We start from the raw sequence: 22,965 nt of genomic DNA on the forward strand, positions 1-22,965 counted from the left end.
TGAGATCCGCGGCGATTCGCCCGTAAACTCGCCTCGATGGACACGACGGTTGCTGATCCACTCGTCGGGCAGGTGCTCGACGGGCGCTACCGCATTGAGTCCCGCATCGCGCGCGGCGGCATGGCCACGGTCTACGTCGCGCGCGACATCAGGCTCGACCGCATCGTCGCGATCAAGGTGATGCACGCCGGACTCGCTTCCGACGAGGACTTCGTCGCCCGCTTCATCGGTGAGGCCAAGGCCGCGGCGGCGCTGTCCCACCCGAACGTGGTCGCCGTCTACGACCAGCGCACCGACGGCGAGCACGTCTTCCTGGTGATGGAGTACGTCGCGGGCCGGACCCTGCGCGACGCGCTGACCTCGCTCGGCCGGCTCGGCCCCCGCGCCGCGCTGGAGATCATGCAGCCGGTGCTCGCCGCCCTCGGCGCGGCGCACCGTGCCGGTCTCGTGCACCGCGACGTCAAACCCGAGAACGTGCTGATCACCGAGGACGGCCGGGTCAAGGTCGCCGACTTCGGCCTCGCCCGGGCCGAGACCGCGAGCAAGATGACCAAGACCGGGATGATCATCGGGACGGTCGGCTATCTGGCGCCCGAGCAGGTGCTGGCCGGCAGCGCCGACGTCCGCTCCGACGTGTACGCCGCCGGCGTCATGCTGTTCGAGCTGATCACCGGGCACCTCCCGCACCGGGGCGACACCCCGCTCGCCGTCGCCTACAAGCACGTGAACGAGACCGTCCCGCCGCCGTCCAGCGTCGTGCCCGGCCTCCCGCCGCAGGTGGACGCGCTGGTCACGGATGCGACGAGCCACGACCCGGCGCGCCGCCCGGTGGACGCGAACCAGTACCACGCCGAGGTCGCCGAAGTGTTCGGCGGCCTCCCCCGCGACTTCGACCGGCGCATCGAGGAGGCCTCCCGCAACGCGACGAGCGTTCTGGAGGCCCCCGTCGGCGGACGCACGGCCGTCCTGGACCGCAGCACCCTGCCCGCCGACCACCCGCCCGAGCACATCCCCCGGCGCACCAAGGCCGACCGCGCCATCGGGGCGCTCACCGGCCGCTACGTCCTCGTCGCCATCGGAGCGATAGCGGCGCTCATCCTCGGCTGGGCCGTCTGGTACCAGACGTCGGGGCAGTACGAGCACGTCCCGTCATCGATCATCGGGATGAAGGTCGCCGACGCCCGCGACCAGCTGGAGAGCGCCGGCCTCGACGTGCGGACCGCCGACGCGATCTACGACGGCCGCGTCCACAAGGGCAACGTCGTCAAGTCCGATCCGCCCGCCGGCGCCCGCGTCGCCGAGGGCCAGACCGTCACGCTGACGCCGTCCAAGGGCATCACGCCGCGCGAGGTGCCGGACGTCACGGGCAAGACCCTGCCCGAGGCCAAGCAGACCCTCGAGAACGAAGGCTTCAAGGTCGGCCGGACGAGCACCACGCCCTCCCAGACCGTCGACAAGGACAAGGTCATCGGCACCGATCCCGAGGCCGGTGAGAAGCAGTCCCCCGACGACCCGGTCGCCGTCATCGTCTCCACCGGCATGTCCATGCCCGACCTCATCGGCGAGAACGGCGACGCCGCCGCCAACCAGCTGCGTTCGATGGGCCTCAACGTCAAGGTGGACAAGAGGCAGGTCGACGGCAAGGAACCGAACTCCGTGATCGACCAGGCCCCGTCCGAGGGCACCGGCGTGTCCCGCGGCGACGAGGTCACGATCGTCGTCAACAAGCGCGACTGCCTCGTCGACGCGGGCCCGTTCCAGTTCGGCTGCGACGACGGCAGCGAGAAGAACGTCCCGGTGCCGGACATGACCGGCCGCAGCGTGAGCGACGCCAAGAAGGCCCTGAAGGAGTCCGGCTTCAAGGTCAATGTGACGGGCTTCGGCGGCGACATCGTCCGCTTCCAGTCTCCGAGCAGCGGCGAGGCCCCGCGCGGCTCCACCGTCACCATCGTCAAGGGGCCGTGACCGGATAGGCTGAGCCGGTCATGAACTCACCCCAGAGCCCCGTCGGGGCCCATGTCCCCGTGGCCGGCGGCCTGGCCACCGGCGGCCTGAAGTACGCCGCCGAGATCGGCGCGGAAGCCGTCCAGGTGTTCGTGGCGAACCCGCGCGGCTGGGCCCTTCCCGAGGGCAGGCCCGCCGAGGACGAGAAGCTGCGCGGCTCCGGCGTCCCCGTCTACGTGCACGCCCCGTACCTGGTCAATTTCGGCTCCCCCAGCGAGGAGACCCTGGCGAAGTCGATCGCGACCGTCCGCCACTCCCTCGTCCGCGGCCGGGCCATCGGCGCCCGCGGCGTCGTCGTCCACACCGGCTCCGCCGTGACCCAGACCTACGACGAGGCGATGGCCCAGGTCCACGACCAGGTGCTCCCCCTGCTCGAAGAGATCCCCGACGACGGCCCGGACCTGCTCCTCGAACCCATGGCGGGCCGGGCCGGGATGCTCTGCAGGACGGTCCAGGACCTGGGCCCGTTCTTCGAGCGCCTCGAACACCACCCCAGGCTCGGCGTGTGCTTCGACACCTGCCACGCGTTCGCCGCCGGCCACGACCTGGCCGCCCCCGGCGGCGTCAAGGACACCATCGACGCCCTGGTCGCCACGGTCGGCGAGGGCCGTCTCAAACTCGTCCACGCCAACGACTCCATGGACCCCTGCGGCTCCACCAGGGACCGCCACCAGAACATCGGCGCCGGAATGATCGGCGAGCCGCCTTTCGCCGACCTGTTCCGCCACCCCGCCGTGACCGGCCTCCCCTTCCTGATCGAAACCCCGGGCAGAGCCCCAGAACCCCACGCCAAAGACATAAAAACCCTGAAACGCCTACGCGACACCCCCTAGGCAAGCCCCGCCCTCGTGACAGCGAGAAGCCGGTCGAGCGCCTAAACCGGGTTTCCCAATGCAGGGTCTGGCGACACACCGCGGATGAACGCACCTCACAGCCAGCGACATGTGACGGCACCACCCCGCATTGCTGCACCCACTACTGCGCGGACACCAGCCACAGCCGCAACCACGCAACAACCAAAACCGTCGCGATCGCGTCCGAAGGCAGGTTCGAGCCTGCGAGAACCTGATCTCGCAGCGAGCCGCCAGGCGAGCCGGAGCGATGCAGCGATCGCACGCAGTGCCCGCCGAAGGAGGGCCCCCCGGCCGGGGGCCGATTACACGACGCCAAGGGCACTGCAAACAAGCACGACTCGGGCGCCGCTGAACAACCCCCCGACTGTTCAGCGGCGCCCGAGCCACAGGCCACCGGATCCCACCCCCCCGGTACGGGATCCAGCGGCGCATGATCCGGCGTTCGACTGGCGTGCGCCGGATCTCCGGATTTGCTTTTGTGGGAGGTTCGCGGTGGTGCGCGGCGTGGGCCGCTTTCCGGCCGCCCGCCCTCCGGAGGCGGTGTGGCGTGTGGTGCCACTGAGAACACTAGGGTCCGGGACCGTCGCTCGGGACCAGGAAAACGCGGCTGTCGATAAGCGGTACGTAGTCAGAGATATACGTAGCGTGTTCATGCGGTGAGCGGCCGATGTTCCGGGACGAGCGGCCTGTGGGAACGGTCCACTTCGGGCGGTGAGCGGCCGTCGATGATTCACGGGCGTTCACCGGGCGCGAGCGCGTCCTCGGGGAGGTGCAGTTTCATCAGCGCCCGGTCGGCGCGGCGCGGGACGCGGCGGCGGGTCAGCAGCGACACGGCGACCATGACGGCGAAGACGGCCGGTGCGACGACCAGGGTGGGCTGGGCCAGCACGGCGGCGGGCCAGCCCGTCGAGCAGCCGGAGAACAGCCGGGTGACGCCCGCGGCGGCGGTGAGGCCGCCGCCGGTGAGGAGCCCGGCGCCGGCGCCCGCGGCGGTGAGGCCGCGCCACCAGATGCCGAGGACGAGGAGCGGGCACAGGGAGCAGGCCGACACGTAGAGCGCCATCGTGACGAGGGTCGCCGCGCCCTGTGTCCCGATGGTGGGCAGGACGGCCAGGGGGACGGCCAGCGTGACCAGGACGCCGGCGCGGAACGCGGTGACGCCGCTGGGGCGGCGCGTGCTCTGGGAGAGCGTCCCGGCGAGGGCCACGACGATCCCGCAGGACGTGGAGATGAACGCGGCGAACGCCCCGGCGGTGACCAGGCCGGTGAGCAGCGCTCCGGCGGGCCCGGGGAACATCCGCTGCGGGAGCAGCAGGAGGGTCGCGTCGGTGTCGCCGGTCATCAGCAGTTCGGGGGCGTAGAGGCGTCCGAGCGTCCCGTACAGGATGGGGAACACGGAGAACAGGGCGAGCAGGCAGGGGACGAACGCGGCGGTGCGGCGCGCGGCGCTTCCGCAGGTGTTGGTGTAGAAGCGCATCAGGATGTGGGGCAGACCCATCGTGCCCAGGAGGACGCCGAGCAGCGCCGACAAGGTGCGGAAGAGTCCGTGTTCCTCGCCGCGCCCGAACGGCGTCACCCAGGTGGCGCCGTCCTGGACCGGCAGCCGTTCGGCGTGCGGTACCGCCGCCCCGGCCGGGAAGACGACTTCGGTCCCCCGGCCGATGGTGTGCCGGCCGGGCGCGAGCGGCACCGCGCCGCCGTCGTGGGCGGCGCCGTCGACCCGTCCCCGGGCGGTGACGGTGACGGCCGCCGGCACGGTGACGGTGGCGTCGGTGTGCACCTGCACCCGGGTGGCCCGCTCGAAACGCGGTGCGGCGTCCGTCACGGGGTCGGGGCGGCCGTCGAGGTTCCACAGCGCCAGCAGCGCCACGGCGGGGACGGCCACGGCGACGAGCTTCACCCAGAACTGGACGGCCTGGACGGCGGTGATGCTGCGCATTCCGCCGGAGACGACGGCGGGCAGCACGACGGCGACCACGATGGCCCAGCCCGTCCAGGCGGGCGCGCCGGTCAGCAGGTGCAGCGTCACGCCGGCGCCCTGGAACTGCGGCAGCAGGTAGAACCAGCCGATGAGGCAGACGCAGCCGGTGACGATCCCCCGGACGGTCCGGGAGCCGAGCCGCCATTCGGCGAAGTCGGAGACGGTGTAGGCGCCGGACCGGCGCAGCGGGGCGGTGACGAACGCCAGGAGCAGCACGTACCCGGCCGTCCCGGCTATGGGGAGCCACAGCATGTCGGCCCCGTAGGCGAGCACGAGCCCGGCGGCGCCGAGGTAGGCGGCGGCGGAGAGGTATTCGCCGCTGACCGCGGAGGCGTTCCACCAGGGGGTGACGCCGCGTGAGGCGACGAGGAAGTCGGAGGTGGTCCGGGCGGAGCGGCGGCCGTACAGGCCGAGGACGGCGGTCGTCCCCAGCACCGCCACCAGCGCGATGAGGGCCGCCGCCACGGCCAGCGCGGTCACGGACGGCCCACCGGCCTCGTCAGGTCGCGTTCCGCCCGCTCGGCGCGCCGCAGCTGCCACCGCGAGACGGCGATCCAGAGGGGCTGGACGCCGAGCGCGAGGACGAGCCACCACAGCGGGACGCCGTGCACGCGCGCCCGCGCGATCGCCGGGACGGCGGCCAGCAGCACGGGCAGGCCCGCCACCGTGGCCATGACGATCGCGCAGGTCCCGAGGGCGATGCGCAGCTGGGTGCGGATGAGGGCGCGCGCCTCGGCGGGACCGGGACCGGACGCGGTGGAGGCCGGCGGCCGGGTATCGGGCGGGCCGGATCCGGGCGCCCGGGGGACCGCGACGGGGCGGTCACCGGTCATCGCCGTCGTCTTCCGCGGCGTCGGCGCCGTCCCCGCCCGGCCGGTGGAACTTGCGGACCAGCCGGTCCCGCACCTCGCGGGTGTGGCGGCGGCTGACCTGCAGCAGCTCGTCCCCGATCTGGACGGCCGCGCGGCCGCCGTCGAAGCGCAGCTCGGTGACGTGCGCGGACGCGACCAGGGTGCTGCGGTGGATCCGGATGAACCCGGCCGCCTCCCACCGCTTGGTCAGCGCCGACAGCGGCATCCGGACCAGGTAGCCGCCGTCGGCGGTGTGCAGCCGCACGTAGTCGCCCTGCGCCTCGACGTGGGTGACCGACCGGCGGGAGACGAGCCGGGTGCGCCCGCCGAGCTCGACGGGGATCATCTCGTCGTCGGTGTCGCGGCCGTCCTCGTCCGGCGGCCCGGCCCGCCGGGCGGCCACGGTGACCCGGCGGACCGACTCGGCGAGCCGCTCGGGACGGACGGGCTTCAGCAGGTAGTCGAGGGCGCCGAGCTCGTAGGCGGTGACGGCGCAGTCGTCGTGGGCGGTCACGAAGACGACGGGCGGGGGCGCGGCGAAGCCGGTGAGCAGGCGGGTGAAGTCGAGCCCGTCGAGCCCGGGCATCCGGATGTCGAGGAACACGGCGTCGAGGCGTTCGCCCTCGACGAGCATCCGGCTCAGGTCACGCAGCGCGGACGACGCGTCGCCCGCGCAGCTGACCTGGCCGATGCGTGGATCCCTGCGGAGGAGATAGGTCAGCTCCTCCAGTGCGGGGCGTTCATCGTCGACGGCCAGGACGTGAAGCATGAGGGCGACTTTGCCGCGATTACCGTCTGTCCGCAATCGGTTCCGAAAAGTGAGTGGCGTGTCGCGGGGGCATCGGTCAGTCCGGAAACACCCCCGGACGGTACTTCGGGACGCGCAGATTCACCTTCGTCCCGGCGCCCAGGGCGGTCTCGACGGTCAGCCCGTACTCCTCTCCGTAGACCTGCCGCATCCGCTCGTCGACGTTCGCGAGCCCGATTCCCGCCCCGGACCCGGACCCGGCGCGGTCGCGGTCCCGCCGCGCCCGGGTCGCCACGCTCCCCCAGCCGGTCGGCCCGGGCCGGCCCACCGGGGCGGACAGGATCTCCTGGAGCCGTTCGGGGTCCATGCCGACACCGTCGTCCTCCACGCTGATCGCCGCCTCGGCGCCGGAGTCGCGCGCGACGATCGAGATGTGGAACGCCTCCCCCGCGCCGGCCATGCCGTGCCGGACGGCGTTCTCGACGAGCGGCTGCAGCGCCAGGAACGGCACGGCGACCGGCAGCACCTCGGGCGCGATCTCGACCCGGCATTTCAGCCGCTCGCCGAACCTGGCCCGTTCCAGGAGCAGGTAGCGGTCGATGGAGCGCAGCTCGTCGGCGAGGGTGGTGAAGTCGCGCGCGTTGCGGAAGGAGTAGCGGGCGAAGTCGGCGAAGTCCAGCAGCAGCTCGCGGGCGCGCTCGGGGTCGGTGCGGACGAACGAGGCGATCGTGGTCAGCGAGTTGTAGACGAAATGGGGGGAGATCTGGGCGCGCAGCGCCCGCATCTCGGCCTCGGCGAGCCGGACGCGGGCGGCGTCGAGCCCGGCCAGCTCCAGCTGCCCGGTGACCAGCCGGGCGGCCTCGCCGACCGCCTTGACCCGCGCCGTCGACGGGTGCCGCCAGTACGCGGTCAGCGCCCCCTCGACGCGCCCCTCGACGGTGAGGGGGGCGACCATCGCCACCTGGACGCGGCACAGCGGGTCGCGGCAGCCGAGCGACTCGGGGGTCATCACCCTCGGCCGCCCGGAGGCCAGCACCGGCAGGGCGTGCTGGACGGCCTCGGACGCGTGGGCGCCGCGCCCGGCGCCGTCCCACGCGAGCAGCCGCGGCGCCTCCCGGACGGGCTCGGGCCCGCCGTCGCCGAGGTCGTCACCGTCGCCGGAGTCGTCGTCCGGGGGCAGCACGCCGACCAGCGCGACGGCCTCGGCGCCCAGCAGCGATCTGAGCCGCCGGGCGGCCGTGCGCGCCGACTCCTCGGTGAGCCCGGCACGCAGCGGCGGCGATGCCCGCGCGATGGTGTGCAGGGCCGCGAACGCCGCCTTCTCGGCCGGATCGGCGGGGGCGCGGCGCGGGACGCGGAGCCATCGGCGCGGCAGCCAGGCTCCCGTGGCGGCACCGGCGGCCGTGGCGCACGCCACGACGTCCACGACGGACGGTAGGACCATGGCAACTTACGGTAACGTCTACCTTCCGCGCGGGTCGGTGTGTTGACCATTTACGAACCACTCGGTTGGCCACACACGGCCACACCCGCCCCCGAACGCCCCGAACGCACGGGATCACAGCGGCGGGGCTTCGCCCTCGTCCTCCTGGTAGGAGTACCGCTGCTCCCGCCACGGGTCGGCGACGTTGTGGTAGCCGCGCTCCTCCCAGAAACCGCGGCGGTCCTTCACCAGGTACTCCATGCCCCGCACCCACTTCACGCTCTTCCACGCGTACAGGTGCGGGACCACGATGCGCAGGGGGAAGCCGTGGTCGGGAGTGAGCCGCTCACCGTCGCGGTGGGTGGCGAACACCGTCGCGTCGGCGAGGAAGTCGGTCATCCGGAGGTTGGCGCTGTAGCCGTACTCGGCCCAGACCATCACGTGCGTGACGTCCGGCGCGGGCGGCGCCAGCTCAACGATCGCCGTGCCGGGGACGCCCTCCCACTCGTTGCCGGGGATCGTGAACTTGGTGACGCAGTGGAAGTCGGCGACCGCGGTGACCGTCGGCAGCGCCTCGAACTCGTCCCAGTTCCAGCGATGCTGCTCCCCCGACGCCGTCGCGCCGAAGACCCGGAAATCCCAGTCCTTGGGACGGAACTTCGGCACGGGGCCGTAGTGGAGGACGGGCCAGCCCCGGGGGACGTACTGGCCGGGCGGCAGATCCCGCGGCTGCGGCGCGGGCTGTTCGGGGTGGGACATGACGCGGCCATCCTGCCATCCGGGGTGAGCTGAGCCATATTCGGGGTCGCGTGGGCGCACCGCCGGGAAACTCGGCTACGCTGAGCCCATGCGCAACATCGTCTATTTCTTTTGGTTCGACCAGCCCGGGCGGCTGGTCTGCCAGGCGCTGCGCTGACAGACCACGAGACGAAAGCCCCGGGCCGGCTGGCCCGGGGCTTTCGCCGTTTCGGGGGCGAGCCGCAGGGTCACCGGGATCCGGGGCGTACAGGAGAGGCAGCACATCAATGGTCGTCGTCATGGCCCAGGAGGCCAACGAAGCCGATATCAAGGCCGTCGTCTCACTTGTCGAGACGGCGGGAGGTGACGCCTTCGTCAGCCGCGGCGTGGAACGGACCATCGTCGGGCTCGTCGGCGACGTCCATCAGTTCGGCTCGCTGAACCTGCGCGGGATGCGCGGCGTCACCGACGTCATCCGCATCTCGGCGCCCTACAAGCTCGTGAGCCGCGAGAACCACGGTGAACGCTCCATCGTCCGGGTCGGCGGCGTGCCGGTCGGCCCCGGAACCATGACGCTGATCGCCGGCCCGTGCGCCGTGGAGACCCCGGAGCAGACCCTCGGCGCGGCGCAGATGGCGCAGGCCGCCGGCGCGACGCTGCTGCGCGGCGGCGCGTTCAAGCCGCGCACCTCCCCGTACGCGTTCCAGGGCCTCGGCGAGGCCGGCCTGCGCATCCTCGCGGACGTGCGGGAGGAGACCGGCATGCCGATCGTCACCGAGGTGGTGGACGCCGGCGACGTCGACCTCGTCGCCGGCTACGCGGACATGCTGCAGATCGGCACCCGCAACGCGCAGAACTTCTCCCTCCTGCAGGCCGCCGGAGAGTCCGGCAAGCCGGTCATGCTCAAGCGCGGCATGAACGGGACGATCGAGGAGTGGCTGATGGCCGCCGAGTACGTCGCCCAGCGCGGCAACCTCGACATCGTGCTGTGCGAACGCGGCATCCGCACGTTCGAGAAGGCCACCCGCAACACCCTCGACATCTCCGCGGTGCCGGTGGCGCAGCGCCTGTCCCATCTGCCGGTCATCGTGGACCCGTCGCACTCGGGCGGCAGCCGCGACCTGGTCCTGCCGCTGACCCGCGCCGCGATCGCGGTCGGCGCCGACGGTGTGATCATCGACGTGCACCCGCACCCGGAGACCGCGCTCTGCGACGGACCGCAGGCCCTCGTGGACGGCGACCTGCGCGAGCTCGCCAAGCTCGTCCGCGACCTGCCCCCCATCGTCGGCCGCTCCCTCACGCGGGCGCCCGACAGCGACACCGTCCCCGCCTGACCGGCTATCGTCTGAGCCATGGCGTACTGGACCCCCGACTGCGGCCCGCCGCGCTCCTGACGGGGCGCGGCGACCGCACTCTGCACCTGAGTCCCGACACGGCCCGGCACTGACACGTGCCCAGGGCCGTGCACTCCTGCGCCCCGAATCCGGATCTTCCTCTCCGATTCGAGCCCAGGAGCCTCTCCCGTGTCACAGCACACGTTCATCCGGCGCGCGTCCGGAAAAGACTCGTCCCCCAGCGTCCGGCAGGGCGGCGCCGGCATCCTCGTGGCGGCGTCGCTGTGGGGGACGACGGGGACCGTCCAGGCATTCGCGGACGGGTCGTCCCCCTACTCGATCGCCGCGATCCGCATCATCATCGGCGGCCTGACGCTGCTCGCCTTCGCCGCGGCGGCCCGCCGCGGCGCCGGGCTGCGCCGGCTGGTCGCCGACCGGCGCAACCGGCTGCTCATCGCCCTGGGCGCGGTCGCGATCGCCGTGTACCAGACGGCGTTCTTCGTCGCCGCCGGCCGCACCGGCGTGGCCGTCGGGACCGTCGTCACGATCGGCAGCGCACCCGTGTTCACCGGGCTGATCGGGCTGGCCGCCCGGCGGACCGTCCTCAGCGGACGCTGGGCGCTGGCGACCGCCGGCGCCGTCGCGGGCTGCGCCCTCCTCATCGGGGGCGGGCTCACCGGCGGCGGCCGGGACACGGGCGCGGAGCCCGCCGGCATCGCGCTCGCGCTGCTGTCCGGCCTGTCGTACGCGGTGTACGCGACGACGGCGTCCGTCCTCATCACCCGGGGCGAGGAGGACCGGGCGGTCGCCGGGGCGCTGTTCGGGGCTGCGGCCGTCCTGCTGGTCCCGGTGCTGCTCGCCGGGCCGGCGGGATGGCTGCTCACCGGGTCCGGCGCGCTGATCGCGCTCTATCTCGGTGTGATCACCACGGGCGGCGGCTACCTGCTGTTCGCCCGGGGGCTGCGCACCACGCCCGCCACGACCGCGACGACGCTGACGCTGGCGGAACCGGCGGTGGCCGCGGTGCTCGGCACCGTCCTGCTGGACGAGCATCTGGGCGCGGCGGCGCTGGCCGGGCTGGCGCTGCTCGCGGCGAGCCTGATCGTCCTCATCGCGCCGGCCGGGCCGCGGGCGCCCCGGCGGAACCACGGGCAACGCGAACGGCGCGGTAACAAATTGGTCTGAACCATTGGCCGGAGCGGGCGCGGCGGGGATGATGTCCGGCATGACAACCGGCGATGGTGACGCCGGGGGGCGGCTGTTCCCGGAGGATCTGGACGGCGTCGACCCGGTCGCCGCGGTGATGCTCGCGGACGCGTGCCGCGCCATCTCCGCCTACCCGGAGCTCGTGGTCGTGGGCGCGCTGTTCACGGCCGCCGAGTACGTCCCGGGCGGGTGGCAGATCGTCTGCCCGTGCGACCCGCTGCCGCAGGGCGCGCGTGAGCTCCTCTCCGTCCATCTGGCGGACATGGCGGTGTCCGCGGACCGCGCGGAGGCGCGTGAGCTGCGCGCCGCCGCGCGGACGCTGCAGGACGAACCGACCGACGCGGTGACGGCGGGCGAGCGGCGGTTCCGGATCGTGCGGATCGAACAGCTCGTCCGCACCGGCCCCGACGGGCCCGAACCGCCCCGCCCGACGGATCTGGACCCGCGGCCCCCCGCCCCCCGCACCGGGCACGGCCGCCGCCATGAGCTGCTGCCCGACAACGGCCCCGCGTCCGACCTCGCGACCGCCGAACTGCTGTGCCAGGTGCTGGACGCGGCCGCGGCCACCGGGAACGAACCGTCCGGCGCGTTCCTCACCCCGATCGCGCTGGCGCCCGCGTTCACGGTGGCCGAGCGGAGCGAGCGGCGCTGGCGTCCGGTCGGGCGGCTGCACGACGCCCCGCAGCGGGCCCGCGACTCGCTGGTCACCTACTTCCGGCACGTGGTGCCCGCGGTGGAGAGCCCCGGCGACGCCGACATCGCCCAGTTCGCGGAGGCGGCGGAGCTGATGGAGGACGAGACGCGCCGCAACGGCATCGCCGTCGCGGGACGCCGGTTCCGCATCGTCCGCGTCGAGCGCATCACGCTCATGGGCCCCGACGGTCCCGAGCCGCCGCGCCCCAGCGACTTCGACGCGCGCTGAACATGCCCTACCCGGGGTGCCGGGGAGCCGTCCCCCCGCAGTGAACCGCCGTCAGGAGTCCGTGTCGCCGTAGACGGGACGGTGCTCCTGGACGGAGCCGGCGAGCTGTTCGGCGAGTTCCCCCGCGTCGAGGCGCTTCTCGATCTGCCGCAGGTCGTCGATCCTGGCCTTGGTCTCGGCGCGGCGCGGCGCCAGCACGGTGCAGCAGTCCTCGTCGGGCAGCTCGGAGATCGCCAGGGTGCGGATGCGCCGCGCCTGGTCCATGATCTCGACCTTGTCCATGCCGACGAGGGGCCGCAGGATCGGCAGCTCGACGGCGTCGTCCAGCGCGGTGATGTTGGTCAGAGTCTGGCTGGACACCTGGCCGAGCGCGTCACCGGTGATCAGCGCGCTGCCGCGCAGCCGGCGGGCGAGGATCTCGCCGGTGCGCAGCATCAGCCGGCGCTGCGCGATCACCGCGAGGCGGTCGGCGCCGGACGACTTGATCTGCTGCTGCGCCTTGCCGAACGGGACGACGAACAGCCGGGAGCCGCCCTGGAACCTGTCCAGCTCGCGGACCAGCGCGTACGCCTTGTAGATCGACTCGGGGCCGGTGAACGGCATGCCGGAGAAGTGCAGGTAGTCGACCCGCAGGCCGCGGCGCATCATCCGGTGGGCGGCGACGGGCGAGTCGATGCCCCCCGACATCAGCACGAGGGCGCGGCCGCTCATGCCGACGGGCAGGCCGCCCTGGCCGGGGAGGCCGCCGGAGTACACGAACACCTCGTCGCGGTCGACCTCGATCGACAGCGTGTGCTCGGGGTCCTTGAGCTTGACGGCCTGCCCGTACCGGTGGGCGACGAGCGCGCCGATGTGCCGGTCGAGCTCCATGGACGTCATCGGGAACCGCTTGTCGCGGCGGCGGGACCGTACGGCGAACGTGCCGGTCCGCCCGTCCATCAGCTCCAGCGCGGCGCGTTCGACGCTGGCGACGTCCTTGCCGACGCGCCAGGCGCGGTGCGCCCACACGATGCCCATGACGTCGGCGGCCCGCTGCGCCGCCCGTTCCATGGTGGCCAGATCCGCGTCGTGCTTGCGGATGATGAACACGCCGTGGCGCCGGATGACGTCGACCCGGGCGATCGGCCGGACGGCGGCGCGGACGTTGTCGGCGAGTCGCCGTTCGAACTGCTCGCGGTTCTTGCCCTTGAGGACGACCTCGCCCAGTTTGAGCAGCACGCACGGCTCGCCGTCGACCGGCGACTGCTCCCGGACGACCGCCGGGGCGGGGTCGAGCGTGGTCATGCGTGGTCCTCCTGGCGGGAACAGGTCGAAAGGGAGCTTCCAGTGTGGCTCAGTGGAGCCAACACCGCGACCCGATACCCGTGTTCCCGCCAGGCGGGACGTCAGCCGAAGAAGACCTCGGCCTCGGAGTAGCGCTCGAGCGGGACGGTCTTCAGCTCCTTGGTCGCCTCGCCCAGGCCGACCCGGATGATGTCGGTGCCGTGGAGCGCCACCATCTTGCCGTAGTCGCCGTCGCGGACGGCGTCGATGGCCTGCAGGCCGAAGCGGGTGGCGAGGACGCGGTCGAACGCGGTGGGGGTGCCGCCGCGCTGGATGTGCCCGAGCACGGTGGCGCGGGCCTCCTTGCCGGTGCGCTTCTCGATCTCGTCGGCGAGGGCCTGCCCGATGCCGCCGAGCCGGACGTGCCCGAACGCGTCGCGCTCCCCGGTCTGCAGCTGCATCTGCCCGTCGACCGGGTGCGCGCCCTCGGACACCACGATGATCGGCGCGTAGCGGGTCTTGAACCGGCTCTCCACGTACGCGCAGACCTTGTCGATGTCGAAGGGCCGCTCGGGGATCAGGATGACGTTGGCGCCGGCGGCCATCCCGACGTGCAGCGCGATCCAGCCCGCGTGCCGCCCCATGACCTCGCAGATCAGCGCGCGGTGGTGGCTCTCGGCGGTGGTGTGCAGCCGGTCGACGGCCTCCATGCCGATGTTCACCGCGGTGTCGAAGCCGAAGGTGTAGTCGGTGGCGTTCAGGTCGTTGTCGATCGTCTTCGGGACGCCGACGACCTTCACCCCGTTGTCGTACAGCTCGCGCGCGACGCCGAGGGTGTCCTCGCCGCCGATGGCGATCAGCGCGTCCACGCCGAGGCCGGCCAGGTTGTCCTTGATGCGCTCGACGCCGCCCTCGACCTTGACCGGGTTCGTCCGGGACGAGCCCAGGATCGTCCCGCCGCGCGGCAGGATCCCGCGCACGGCCTGCACGTCGAGGGCCACGGTGTCGCCTTCGAGCGGGCCGCGCCAGCCGGCCCGGAAGCCGACGAACTCGTAGCCGAAGACCTGGACGCCCTTGCGCACGACCGCGCGGATCACCGCGTTCAGCCCGGGGCAGTCACCGCCTCCGGTCAGCACCCCGACGCGCATGCCCTCTCCTTGTCCCGCCACCGGGCTCCTCCCTCGATCCACATGGCCAGAGCCAGACTAGCCGTCCGGACGCGGCCGCACGGGGCATTCACCGGCCGCCCCGGCGTGCCGCCATTGGTCTAGACCATAGCCGCTCGGCGGAGGTCACGCGTCCTGATCGAGACCTTTCTCGATGGCATAGCGGACGAGTTCGACGCGGTTGTGAAGTTGCAGCTTGCCGAGGGTGTTCTGAACGTGGTTCTGCACCGTCCGGTGCGACAGGACGAGCCGCTGCGCGATCTGCTTGTACGTCAGGCCCTTCGCGACGAGCCGCAGGACCTCGGTCTCGCGGTCGGTCAGGCGCGGCGCGTCGTCGTCCGCGCGGGCGGGCGCGGCGGCGAGCCGGCGGTACTCGCCGAGCACCAGCCCGGCGAGGCCGGGGGTGAACACGGCGTCGCCCTCGCCGGTGCGCCGGACCGCGTCCAGGAACTCCTCGCGCGCGGCGGACTTGAGCAGGTAGCCGGTGGCGCCCGCCTTGACCGCCTCCAGCACGTCCTGCTGCTCACCGCTCGCCGACAGCACCAGGACGCGGGCGGGCGGGTCGGCGGCGGCCAGATGGCGGGTCACCTCGACGCCGCTGATGTCGGGGAGCTGGAGGTCGACCACGGCCACCTGCGGGCGCGCGGCGGCGGCGACGCGGATGGCGGCGCGCCCCTCACCGGCGGTCGCGACGACGTCGTGACCGGCCTCGGCGAGGTCGCGGGCGACCGCCTCGCGCCACATCGGATGGTCGTCCACGACCATGACCCTGAGAGGGACGTAGCTCACGCACACACCCTAAGCCGACATCGAAGCCGAACCACCCGCCTCCCCGCCGGCGCTTCGACATGCGGAGGGGCGGGGGACGGTCAGCTCGATCTCTGTGCCCTCATCCTCGACGGAGACGATCGCGGTCTTGCCGCCGAGGTCGGCGACGCGGCCGCGGATGGACTGCGCGACGCCGAGCCGGCCGTCCGCCGCGGCCTCCTCCAGCCGCCCCGCGGGCATGCCGGGGCCGTCGTCGCGGACGCTGACGGTGATCTCGCCGGCGCCGTCCTCCAGCAGCACCCACGCGCGGGCACCGTGGCCGCAGTGCCGCCGGACGTTGTCGAGCGCCGCCGCCACCACCGCCTCGACCTCCCGGGCGGCGTCCCGGGGCAGGAGCACCTCCGTCGCCGGCGTCGAGACCGTGACCGACGCGGACGCGTGGCCGGTCAGCAGCGGCCGGAGATCGACCCCGGCCCCGGCGTCCGGCGAGGGCGCGGGCACGGCCGGGCCGGTGCCGATGAGGGACCGCAGCGCCGCCTCCTGCTCCCCCGCCAGCCGGCCCAGCTCCGCCGCCTCGCCGCCCACCTCGCCGCCGCGCCGCTGCACCATCGCCAGCACCTGCAGCACCGAGTCGTGGATGCGGCGGGCCAGCCGTTCCCGCTCCCGGGTGGCCGACTCCAGCTCCACGGCCCGCGCCAGCCGCGCCTCCGCCTCCAGCGCCAGCCGCACGACGTGCCCGACGACCAGGCCCGCGAGGAACAGCAGGACGATGCCGTTGAACGTCGTCGATCCCATGCCGCCGGTCGTCCCGGCGGCGGCGTGCACCGCCAGGTTCGCGGCGGCGAGCACGAGCGCCGCGGTGACGCCGAGCCGCCGCCCGCCCGCCACCGCCCACGACAGCACCGCAGCCGCCACCCACGACACCGGCAGCGTCGGCCGCCCGGCGGCGATGTTCTCCGCCGTCTCCACCCATGCGGTCGCGAGCACGCATCCGGCCGCGACGGCGAGATCGGCGCCCAGCAGCGCCCGCCCCCGCCGGCGGGGGTCGCCGAACGCCCGCACCGCGTACGCCGTCCAGGCGGCCATGACGCCGAGGACGGCCCACCCGGCCGGCGGGCGGGCGTAGCCGCCGGAGTTCATCGCGATCACGACCGCGGCGTAGACCAGCGCCAGGCCGCGGTAGACCGCCACCGCGCGCCACAGCGCGGCCTCGAGCCCCATCCCGCGGGGCTCGACCCCGCTCATCCGCGCCCGCTCATCCGTGGTCGCTCATCCGTGCCCGCTCATCCGTGCCCGCTCATCCGTGGTCGCTCATCCGTGGTCGCTCAGGCCCCCGTCGTCCTCGACCGGCCGCACCGGCTTGCCGGACATCTCCGCCTTCACCTCGGCGGCGTACCGGTCGACGTACTCCTGCCCGGACAGCTCCCTGATCGTCCTCATGATCTCGTCGGTGATCTCCCGCAGGACCTCCTTGTCGTCCTCGCGGCCGTAGTAGCGGGAGAAGTCCATCGGCTTCCCGAACCGGACGCCGGGCCGGACGCCGAGCCGCGGGTAGACCTGACCGGGCGGCATCAGCTCGAACGTGTTGATCATCGCCATCGGGATCACCGGGACCCGCGACTTCAGCGCCAGCCGCGCGACGCCCGTCTTGCCGCGGTACAGCCGGTTGTCGGGGGCCCGGGTGCCCTCGGGGTAGATGCCGAGCAGCTTGCCCTCCGCGAGGATCCGCAGCCCCGTCTGCAGCGCCGCCTCGGCCGCCGAGCCGCCCGTCCGGTCCACCGGCACCACGCCCACACCGGTCATGAACGCCCGGCTGATCAGCCCTTTGATCCCCTTGCCGGTGAAGTACTCGCCCTTGCCGATGAAGAAGATCGGCCGCATCAGCGGCAGCGGCCCGAAGAAGTGGTCGGCGAACGACAGGTGGTTGCCCACCAGCAGCGCGGGCCCGCGCTTGGGGACGTTCTTCCTCCCCCGGTTCCGCGGCCACCACAGGAGGTACATGACGGGCGAGAGAACGATCCGGAGCAGGATCCAGAACCAGAGCATGCGGGACCTTCCTCGGACCGCGTGCCCTGGATGAGCACGACCGGCCCCTGACCGACGAGAGATGATGGGACATCTTCCCACTCCCCGTCCCAGCGATCTACCGGCCGGTACACCACCGGTTCCGGACGTCCCGCACGGTCGCGTGCCGAAGCGATGCGGCGAGGGGCGGCCGATGAACGTAGGCTCTGATTCGTAAATCTCAATCGGGTGCGCCCTGGGGCTTGTCCCGGGCGGCGCAGCGAATACCGTGGGACACACGTTTCAGGGTGTCCGGAAGTGCCGCCGCGAGCCGGGGGCGCCACCGGGCACATGTCGTTGGGGGATCGGAGGCCGTCATGCCGGTGCTGCCGGTCACGCCGGAGTCGAAGGAGCCGGCCCCGTGAATCGCCGTGGCAATGGACTGTCGGCCGACACCTACGCCCCGCTGGTCGACCTCGCCCCGCATCTCGCCGACGCGATGCTGGCGGCGCTCGGCGAGGCGGGCGTGGCGGCGTACGCGGCCTCGCCGTCCGACCTCGCCGACCTGTCCGACCCGCCCGGCGAACCCGTCGCCGGCGACGTCCTCGACCGGCTGTACGTCGACGTCGACATGAAACCCACCGCCGAGGGCATCCTGCGGGCCCACCTCGCCCGTCTGCGCGACACGTCCGCCCGCGGCCCGGACGCCGAACGCCCCGAGACCGACCTCGCCGACCCCCGCGACACCGCCGAGAACCGCGACATCGGCGAGAACCCCGCCCTCGCCAAGGCCGGGGACGCCGACCTCCCCGGCGAACGCGACGAGGACGCCATCTGGGCCGAGATCGTCGCCGGGTACGACTCCGTCCCCGAGGGCGACGACGTCCCCTGGCCCGACGAGGAGAACATCCGCGAGCCCGCCGACCCCCCGCGGGAAGGCGACGACCGCACCGGACGACTCCCCCGCGCCCGCGTCATCGAGCCCGTCGAGACCCCGGACGTCCCCCCGGAGGAGGACGCGGACGGCCACTACATCCCGCCCCCTCCCCCGCCGCTGCCCACCGCCGACCCCCTCACCAAGAGCGCCTGGGTCGCGCTGATCGGCGGCCCCGTCTACCTGCTCGTCACCGTCATCCTCGACTGGGAGGTCCCCGGCTGGGCCGCCTTCCTGGCCGTCGCCGCCTTCATCGGCGGCTTCGTCACCCTCGTCCTCCGCATGGGCGACGAGCCCCGCGACCCCGACGACGGCGCGGTCGTCTAACGCAGTTCCAGGTCGGCCGCCACAGGCCGGTGGTCCGTGGCCTTCGGGTAGTCGGCCGCGGGTGCCGTGTCCGCGGCGGGGACGCCGCAGGCGGTTATGCCGACCGAGGGGTCGGCGAAGACCGCGTCTATGCGTCTGCGGGGGTTGCGGGCCGGGAAGGTGAGTTCGCCGCCCGCGGGGGCGGCCGCGTAGGCGTCCTGGAAGTGCTCGGTGAGGAGTGTCCAGGATGGGCCACCGGGGTCCTCGTTGAAGTCGCCGGCGAGGACGACCGGGGCCCGGTAGCGGTCGCGGGCCCGGTCCAGGTGGGCGACGATCTCGTGGACGTGGCGCAGGCGCGGCCCGTCCGACAGGTCCAGGTGGGTGCACGCGGCGATGAGGCGGGTTCCGCCGGTCTCCAGGACCGCGATCGCCAGGGCGCGGCGGTGCAGGCCCGGGTCGGGGGTGAGCGGATGGAACTCGCGGGCCACCCGGTGGACGTGCGGCGCGGTGAGGACGGCGAGCCCGCAGGCCCGCCGTCCCGCCGCGACCCGCAGCCCGCACGCTCGCGCCAGGCGGCGGCGCCTGAGCCGCCAGGCCCAGAAGCGCGGTACCTCCTGCAGGCACGTCACGTCCGGGGCGATGGCGCGGACGACCCGGGCCACGGCGGCCGGGTCGTCGCGCAGCGACCGGATGTTGTAGCTCAGCAGGCGGACGGACGCCATGTTCGGAGGACGCCGCGGCCTAGACGATGACGTCCTGGAGGGGGCGGACACGGGCCAGGTCCGCCGCGCCGACGATGCCCGCCGCCGAGCCCAGCTCGGCGATGCGGATGTCGGGCAGGGGGCGGTGGCCGCGGCCGGTCAGGGCGTCCTCGAACGCCGCGCGGACCGGGTCGAGCAGCAGGTCGCCGGCGTCCGACAGGCCCCCGCCGATGATGAACGCGCCCGGGTCGAGGATCGCGCTGAGGTCGGCCAGGCCCTGGCCCGCCCAGTGCGCGATGGTCCGGAAGCACTCCAGGGCGGCCTTGTCGCCCTCGCGGGCCGCCTGCGACACCTCCGGGCCGCTGATGCCCTCGGGGCGGCCGTCGCCGAGCTCCAGCAGGCGTCCCGCCATCGCGGGCGCCACCCGGGCCAGGTCGCGGGCCTCGTGGACGAGGGCGTTGCCGCTGGCGTACTGCTCCCAGCAGCCGCGGTTGCCGCAGCCGCAGCGGCGGCCGTCCGGGACCACCCGGAAATGTCCCATCTCGGCGCCGATGCCGAAACGGCCCCGGTACAGCTCGCCGTTGATGATGATGCCGCCGCCGATGCCGGTGCCGAGGGCCACCAGGACGAGGAAGTTCTCGCCGCGGCCGGCGCCGAAGCGGGCCTCGCCCCAGGCGGTGGCGTTGCCGTCGTTCTCCACCACGACCGGCAGGCCGACGAGGCTCTCCACCTTCTCCTTGATCGGCTCCTCCCGCCAGGCCAGGTTCGGCGCGAACAGCACGGTGGAGCGGGTCTCGTCGACGAAGCCCGCGGTGCCGAGGCCGACCGCCGACACTTCCTCGAACTTGCCCGCCAGGAGGTCGACGACCTCGGCGATGGTCTCGGCGGTCTCCTTGGGGTTGGTCGATGGAGTCGGCCTGCGTACCTTCTCCAGAATCGTCCCCCGGTCGTCGACGACCCCCGCGGCGACCTTCGTGCCGCCCACATCCACGCCGATGGTCAGGGCCATGTACCCTTCCTCCTCCTCGCGCGCCCCGGCTGGAGCCTGTACCGCACTACCCGATGTCGGTGGGGCCGCCGCCCGTGGCGGCCGACCACGCATCACCCGTCTCCGGACGGTCCGACCGCTCGGACCTACCCGCCCGCGGGCTCTTCGACGCCTCCGGCGGCCGGTTCCGGCGCGCCCGCTCGGAACGCGCGCGGTCGAACACTGCCACCACGTCCAGTGCGGCGGCGAGCAGCGACCGGCCGGCGTCGTGCAGATGCCGGCCGACGTCGCCGCCCGCCTCGCGCTTCATCGCGATCGCCCGGCAGATCGGGCAGTCGCGGCATTCCGGGGCACCGGTGGCGATGTGCGGCTCCTCGGCGGTGGCACGGCCCCACACGTCCTCGTCCTCGTGCGCGGCCCGGTCCCGGCCGCCTCCGCCTCCGCTCACCCGCTTGATCAGCGTGTCGAAAAGCTTGGCCGCCTCGTCCAGGGCATCGCCCGGCTGCTCGCTCATGGGTCCATCTTCCGTCGGTCGTCGGCGTGCACGGTATCGCTTCGGCGTGGTGTTCAGCTCTCCATGTGGCGCTTGAGGCCCTTGAGGGCGGAGTCGATGATCCGCTTCTCGCCCTTGCGCTTCACCATGCCGATCAGCGGTATCCGGACGTCCACGGCGAGCTCGTAGGTCACCTCGGTGGAGCCGTCCCGCTCGTCCAGGCTGTAGGAGCCGTGCAGGCCGGTGACGACCGAGCCCTCCTCCACCAGCTTCCACGTCACCCGGTCGTCGCCCTCCCAGGTGTAGGCGAGGCCGACGGTGTCGCTGAACGGGCCGCCGTCGAACGTCAGCCTGGCGCGGGACGCCCGGCCGTCCTCGCCCGCCTCCTGGACGGTGAACCCGCGGATGCCGCTCGCCCACCCCGGGTACGCCTCAAGGTCGGCGATCACCGCCATGATCTCGGCCTTCCCGGCCTTGACCGTGATGGTGGAACTCGTGCGGTCCGCCATCTGCGTCTCCCTCCGGCTCTCGGTGAGCCCGCGCGCGGGCCCGCTGTCCTAGAGAAAGTATCTTTCACACCGTCAGTACGTACGGCACGCCACGGGCCCGGAAGTGGCCCACGTTCACGCATTCGGTGCGGCCGATGCGCATCCGGCTCGCGAGCGGCTGATGGACGTGCCCGAACAACACGTACTTCGGCTGGGTGCGGTGGACGGCGTCCAGGATCGCCCTGCTCCCGCGTTCGAACCGGCGCGCCACCGTGTCGTACAGCAGTTCGGGGACGTCGGGCGGGATGTGGCAGCACAGCACGTCGACCTCGCCGACGGCCTCGACCTTGGCGGCGTACGCGTCGTCGTCCAGTTCGTAGGGGGTGCGGTACTCGGTGCGGAGGCCGCCGCCGACGAACCCGAACCGGAGCCCGCCGATCTCGGTGGTCTCGCCGTCCAGGACGTGGTGGCCTTCCCGCAGGTGCGCCCCCCACATGCGCGGGACGTCCACGTTGCCGTACGTCAGGTACGCGGGGGTCGGCATGGCCGCGAACAGCTCGGCGTACTGCCGGTCGACCGCGCGTTCGATGTGCGGCCACGCGTCGCCGTCGAGGGACGCCCACAACCCCCGGGAGAACTCGCGGGCCTCGTCGAAGCGCTTCTCGGTGCGCAGCGCGATGAAGCGGTCGGCGTTCTCCTGCCCGAACAGGTCGGCGAAGATCCCCTGCGCGTGGTCGTCGTAGTCGATGAACAGGATCAGGTCGCCCAGGCAGATGAGCACGTCCGCGCCGTCCGCCGCGCTCGCCAGCGCATCCGCGCGGCCATGGACGTCGCTCACCACGTGGATCCTCATGAACCGACTCTAATAGGGCACACCGCCCGAGAGAACGGCCGGGTTCCGCGTCGATCGGACGGAACGCCGGGCGTCGCCGCCGGTCAGCCGGTCGCCGCGGACACCAGGGAGCGCCACTCGCCCACCAGGGCGGCGTCCACCGGGGCGTCCCAGGCGCCGTCCGGGCGGACGGCGGTGCCCACGTGGAACGCGGTGACGCCCGCGGCGGCGAGGACCGCGACGTGCTTGCGGCGCAGCCCGCCCCCGGCCATGATCATCTTGGCGGAGCCCGGGTCCTCGGCGGCGCGCCGGGCGAGGACCTCCACCCCGGCGTCCACGCCCCGCGCGGAGCCGGCCGTGAGGACCGTGTCGAGCCCGCCGCCGAGGTGCCGGACGACGTCCCACGCCCGGCCGGGCTCGGCGGCGTGGTCGACCGCGCGGTGGAACGTCCAGGGCAGCGGGGCGGCGTCGGCGGCGAGCTTGCCGGTCGCGGCCGTGTCGACCTGGCCGAACGAGTCGAGGAAGCCGAAGACGAACCCGTCCGCGCCCGCCTCGGCGAGGCCCGCGGCCGCGCGCCGGAGCCGGTCGAGCTCGAACCCCGTCGTGCGGAACCCGGCGTTGGCCCGCAGCATCACCCGCATCGGCAGGGTGGTGACCTTCCGCACCGCCTCGACGACGTCGGGATCGGGGGTGAGGCCGTCGGCGGCCATGTCCGCGACGACCTCGATCCGGTCGGCGCCGCCGTCCTGCGCCGCCCGCGCGTCCTCGGCCGTCAGCGCGATCACTTCGAGCAGCATGGCGTCCCCCGGAACCCCGTTCGTGTGCGACCGGCTCAAGCGTAGGCGACCACGCGGCGGACGCCGCCGACGACGGCCGGTCTTTGCCGTGCCGTTAACAGGGGGCCGCCGACGGACGGAGATAACCTGGCCTCCAGGGAAAAATCCCTACTCATGGGTATCAT

22 protein-coding genes are annotated in these 22,965 nt (G+C 73.1%); 6 read left to right on the plus strand and 16 right to left on the minus strand.

All coding sequences use genetic code 11. From position 1 onward, the window contains the following. The first annotated feature begins 36 nt into the window (after positions 1–36). Positions 37–1,965, plus strand: coding sequence for a Stk1 family PASTA domain-containing Ser/Thr kinase (gene pknB, locus ACTWPP_RS18035; RefSeq protein ID WP_443105421.1), 1,929 nt, complete (start codon positions 37–39; stop codon positions 1,963–1,965). Between the two features lie 20 nt (positions 1,966–1,985). Further along, positions 1,986–2,837 (plus strand): deoxyribonuclease IV, encoded by an 852-nt coding sequence (locus ACTWPP_RS18040; protein WP_443105422.1) that lies wholly within the window; start codon positions 1,986–1,988, stop codon positions 2,835–2,837. Between the two features lie 751 nt (positions 2,838–3,588). On the opposite strand, the gene ACTWPP_RS18045 is transcribed toward ACTWPP_RS18040, so the two are convergent. The 5 genes from ACTWPP_RS18045 to ACTWPP_RS18065 form a co-directional block, all read right to left on the minus strand. After that, complete coding sequence (locus ACTWPP_RS18045; RefSeq protein WP_443105423.1) at positions 3,589–5,319, minus strand: sodium:solute symporter family transporter; 1,731 nt, start codon at positions 5,317–5,319, stop codon at positions 3,589–3,591. After that, a complete protein-coding gene (locus ACTWPP_RS18050) occupies positions 5,316–5,672 on the minus strand; it encodes a hypothetical protein (RefSeq protein ID WP_443105424.1) in 357 nt (118 codons plus the stop codon). The genes ACTWPP_RS18045 and ACTWPP_RS18050 overlap by 4 nt, the downstream gene beginning before the upstream one ends. Continuing rightward, the gene (locus tag ACTWPP_RS18055) at positions 5,662–6,459 is read right to left on the minus strand and encodes a LytR/AlgR family response regulator transcription factor (RefSeq protein ID WP_443105425.1); all 798 of its coding nucleotides are present in this window, start codon (positions 6,457–6,459) and stop codon (positions 5,662–5,664) included. Before ACTWPP_RS18055 ends, ACTWPP_RS18050 begins: the two co-directional genes overlap by 11 nt. A 76-nt stretch (positions 6,460–6,535) precedes the next feature. Continuing rightward, entirely contained in the window at positions 6,536–7,882 is a 1,347-nt protein-coding gene (locus ACTWPP_RS18060; protein ID WP_443105426.1) for a sensor histidine kinase, read from the minus strand. A 114-nt stretch (positions 7,883–7,996) separates the two neighbouring features. Continuing rightward, positions 7,997–8,620, minus strand: a complete 624-nt coding sequence (locus ACTWPP_RS18065) for a sulfite oxidase-like oxidoreductase (RefSeq protein ID WP_443105427.1) — start codon at positions 8,618–8,620, stop codon at positions 7,997–7,999. Positions 8,621–8,886: 266 nt separating this feature from the next. Between ACTWPP_RS18065 and aroF the strand changes: the two genes are divergently transcribed. The 3 genes from aroF to ACTWPP_RS18080 all read left to right on the plus strand — a co-directional run bounded on the left by aroF (position 8,887) and on the right by ACTWPP_RS18080 (position 12,061). After that, the gene (gene aroF, locus ACTWPP_RS18070) at positions 8,887–9,933 is read left to right on the plus strand and encodes a 3-deoxy-7-phosphoheptulonate synthase (RefSeq protein ID WP_443105428.1); all 1,047 of its coding nucleotides are present in this window, start codon (positions 8,887–8,889) and stop codon (positions 9,931–9,933) included. A 189-nt stretch (positions 9,934–10,122) separates the two neighbouring features. Beyond that, positions 10,123–11,118 (plus strand): EamA family transporter, encoded by a 996-nt coding sequence (locus tag ACTWPP_RS18075; RefSeq protein WP_443105429.1) that lies wholly within the window; start codon positions 10,123–10,125, stop codon positions 11,116–11,118. A gap of 40 nt (positions 11,119–11,158) precedes the next feature. Beyond that, positions 11,159–12,061 carry a DUF5954 family protein gene (locus ACTWPP_RS18080; protein ID WP_443105430.1) on the plus strand — a complete coding sequence of 301 codons (903 nt, stop codon included), beginning with the start codon at positions 11,159–11,161 and terminating at the stop codon, positions 12,059–12,061. Between the two features lie 51 nt (positions 12,062–12,112). Here the strand turns inward: ACTWPP_RS18080 and thiI are convergent, their stop codons facing one another. The 5 genes from thiI to ACTWPP_RS18105 form a co-directional block, all read right to left on the minus strand. Next, positions 12,113–13,345 carry a tRNA uracil 4-sulfurtransferase ThiI gene (gene thiI, locus ACTWPP_RS18085; protein WP_443105431.1) on the minus strand — a complete coding sequence of 411 codons (1,233 nt, stop codon included), beginning with the start codon at positions 13,343–13,345 and terminating at the stop codon, positions 12,113–12,115. A gap of 101 nt (positions 13,346–13,446) precedes the next feature. Then, positions 13,447–14,472 carry a 6-phosphofructokinase gene (locus ACTWPP_RS18090; protein WP_443105432.1) on the minus strand — a complete coding sequence of 342 codons (1,026 nt, stop codon included), beginning with the start codon at positions 14,470–14,472 and terminating at the stop codon, positions 13,447–13,449. Positions 14,473–14,616: 144 nt separating this feature from the next. Further along, entirely contained in the window at positions 14,617–15,255 is a 639-nt protein-coding gene (locus ACTWPP_RS18095; RefSeq protein ID WP_443105583.1) for a response regulator, read from the minus strand. A 33-nt stretch (positions 15,256–15,288) separates the two neighbouring features. Then, entirely contained in the window at positions 15,289–16,503 is a 1,215-nt protein-coding gene (gene macS, locus ACTWPP_RS18100) for a MacS family sensor histidine kinase (protein ID WP_443105433.1), read from the minus strand. Between the two features lie 66 nt (positions 16,504–16,569). Next, positions 16,570–17,304 (minus strand): lysophospholipid acyltransferase family protein, encoded by a 735-nt coding sequence (locus ACTWPP_RS18105; RefSeq protein ID WP_443105434.1) that lies wholly within the window; start codon positions 17,302–17,304, stop codon positions 16,570–16,572. A gap of 379 nt (positions 17,305–17,683) precedes the next feature. Between ACTWPP_RS18105 and ACTWPP_RS18110 the strand changes: the two genes are divergently transcribed. After that, a complete protein-coding gene (locus ACTWPP_RS18110; RefSeq protein ID WP_443105435.1) occupies positions 17,684–18,523 on the plus strand; it encodes a hypothetical protein in 840 nt (279 codons plus the stop codon). Here the strand turns inward: ACTWPP_RS18110 and ACTWPP_RS18115 are convergent. From ACTWPP_RS18115 to ACTWPP_RS18140, 6 genes are all read right to left on the minus strand, one after another. Next, positions 18,520–19,224 carry an endonuclease/exonuclease/phosphatase family protein gene (locus ACTWPP_RS18115; RefSeq protein WP_443105436.1) on the minus strand — a complete coding sequence of 235 codons (705 nt, stop codon included), beginning with the start codon at positions 19,222–19,224 and terminating at the stop codon, positions 18,520–18,522. The two genes, ACTWPP_RS18110 and ACTWPP_RS18115, sit on opposite strands and share 4 nt — an antisense overlap. A gap of 19 nt (positions 19,225–19,243) precedes the next feature. Continuing rightward, positions 19,244–20,212: an ROK family glucokinase gene (locus ACTWPP_RS18120; RefSeq protein WP_443105437.1), complete on the minus strand. Its 969-nt coding sequence runs from the start codon at positions 20,210–20,212 to the stop codon at positions 19,244–19,246. A 46-nt stretch (positions 20,213–20,258) separates the two neighbouring features. Beyond that, positions 20,259–20,705: a hypothetical protein gene (locus tag ACTWPP_RS18125; RefSeq protein ID WP_443105438.1), complete on the minus strand. Its 447-nt coding sequence runs from the start codon at positions 20,703–20,705 to the stop codon at positions 20,259–20,261. A gap of 53 nt (positions 20,706–20,758) precedes the next feature. Further along, on the minus strand, positions 20,759–21,193 hold the full coding sequence (locus ACTWPP_RS18130) for an SRPBCC family protein (RefSeq protein WP_443105439.1): 435 nt from the start codon (positions 21,191–21,193) through the stop codon (positions 20,759–20,761). A gap of 64 nt (positions 21,194–21,257) precedes the next feature. Further along, positions 21,258–22,025 (minus strand): metallophosphoesterase family protein, encoded by a 768-nt coding sequence (locus ACTWPP_RS18135; protein WP_443105440.1) that lies wholly within the window; start codon positions 22,023–22,025, stop codon positions 21,258–21,260. 83 nt (positions 22,026–22,108) lie between these two features. Next, positions 22,109–22,801, minus strand: a complete 693-nt coding sequence (locus ACTWPP_RS18140) for a copper homeostasis protein CutC (RefSeq protein WP_443105441.1) — start codon at positions 22,799–22,801, stop codon at positions 22,109–22,111. Between the last annotated feature and the right edge of the window lie 164 nt (positions 22,802–22,965).

It is taken from the genome of Actinomadura sp. 3N407, from assembly GCF_052245875.1.
GTDB lineage: Bacteria > Actinomycetota > Actinomycetes > Streptosporangiales > Streptosporangiaceae > Spirillospora.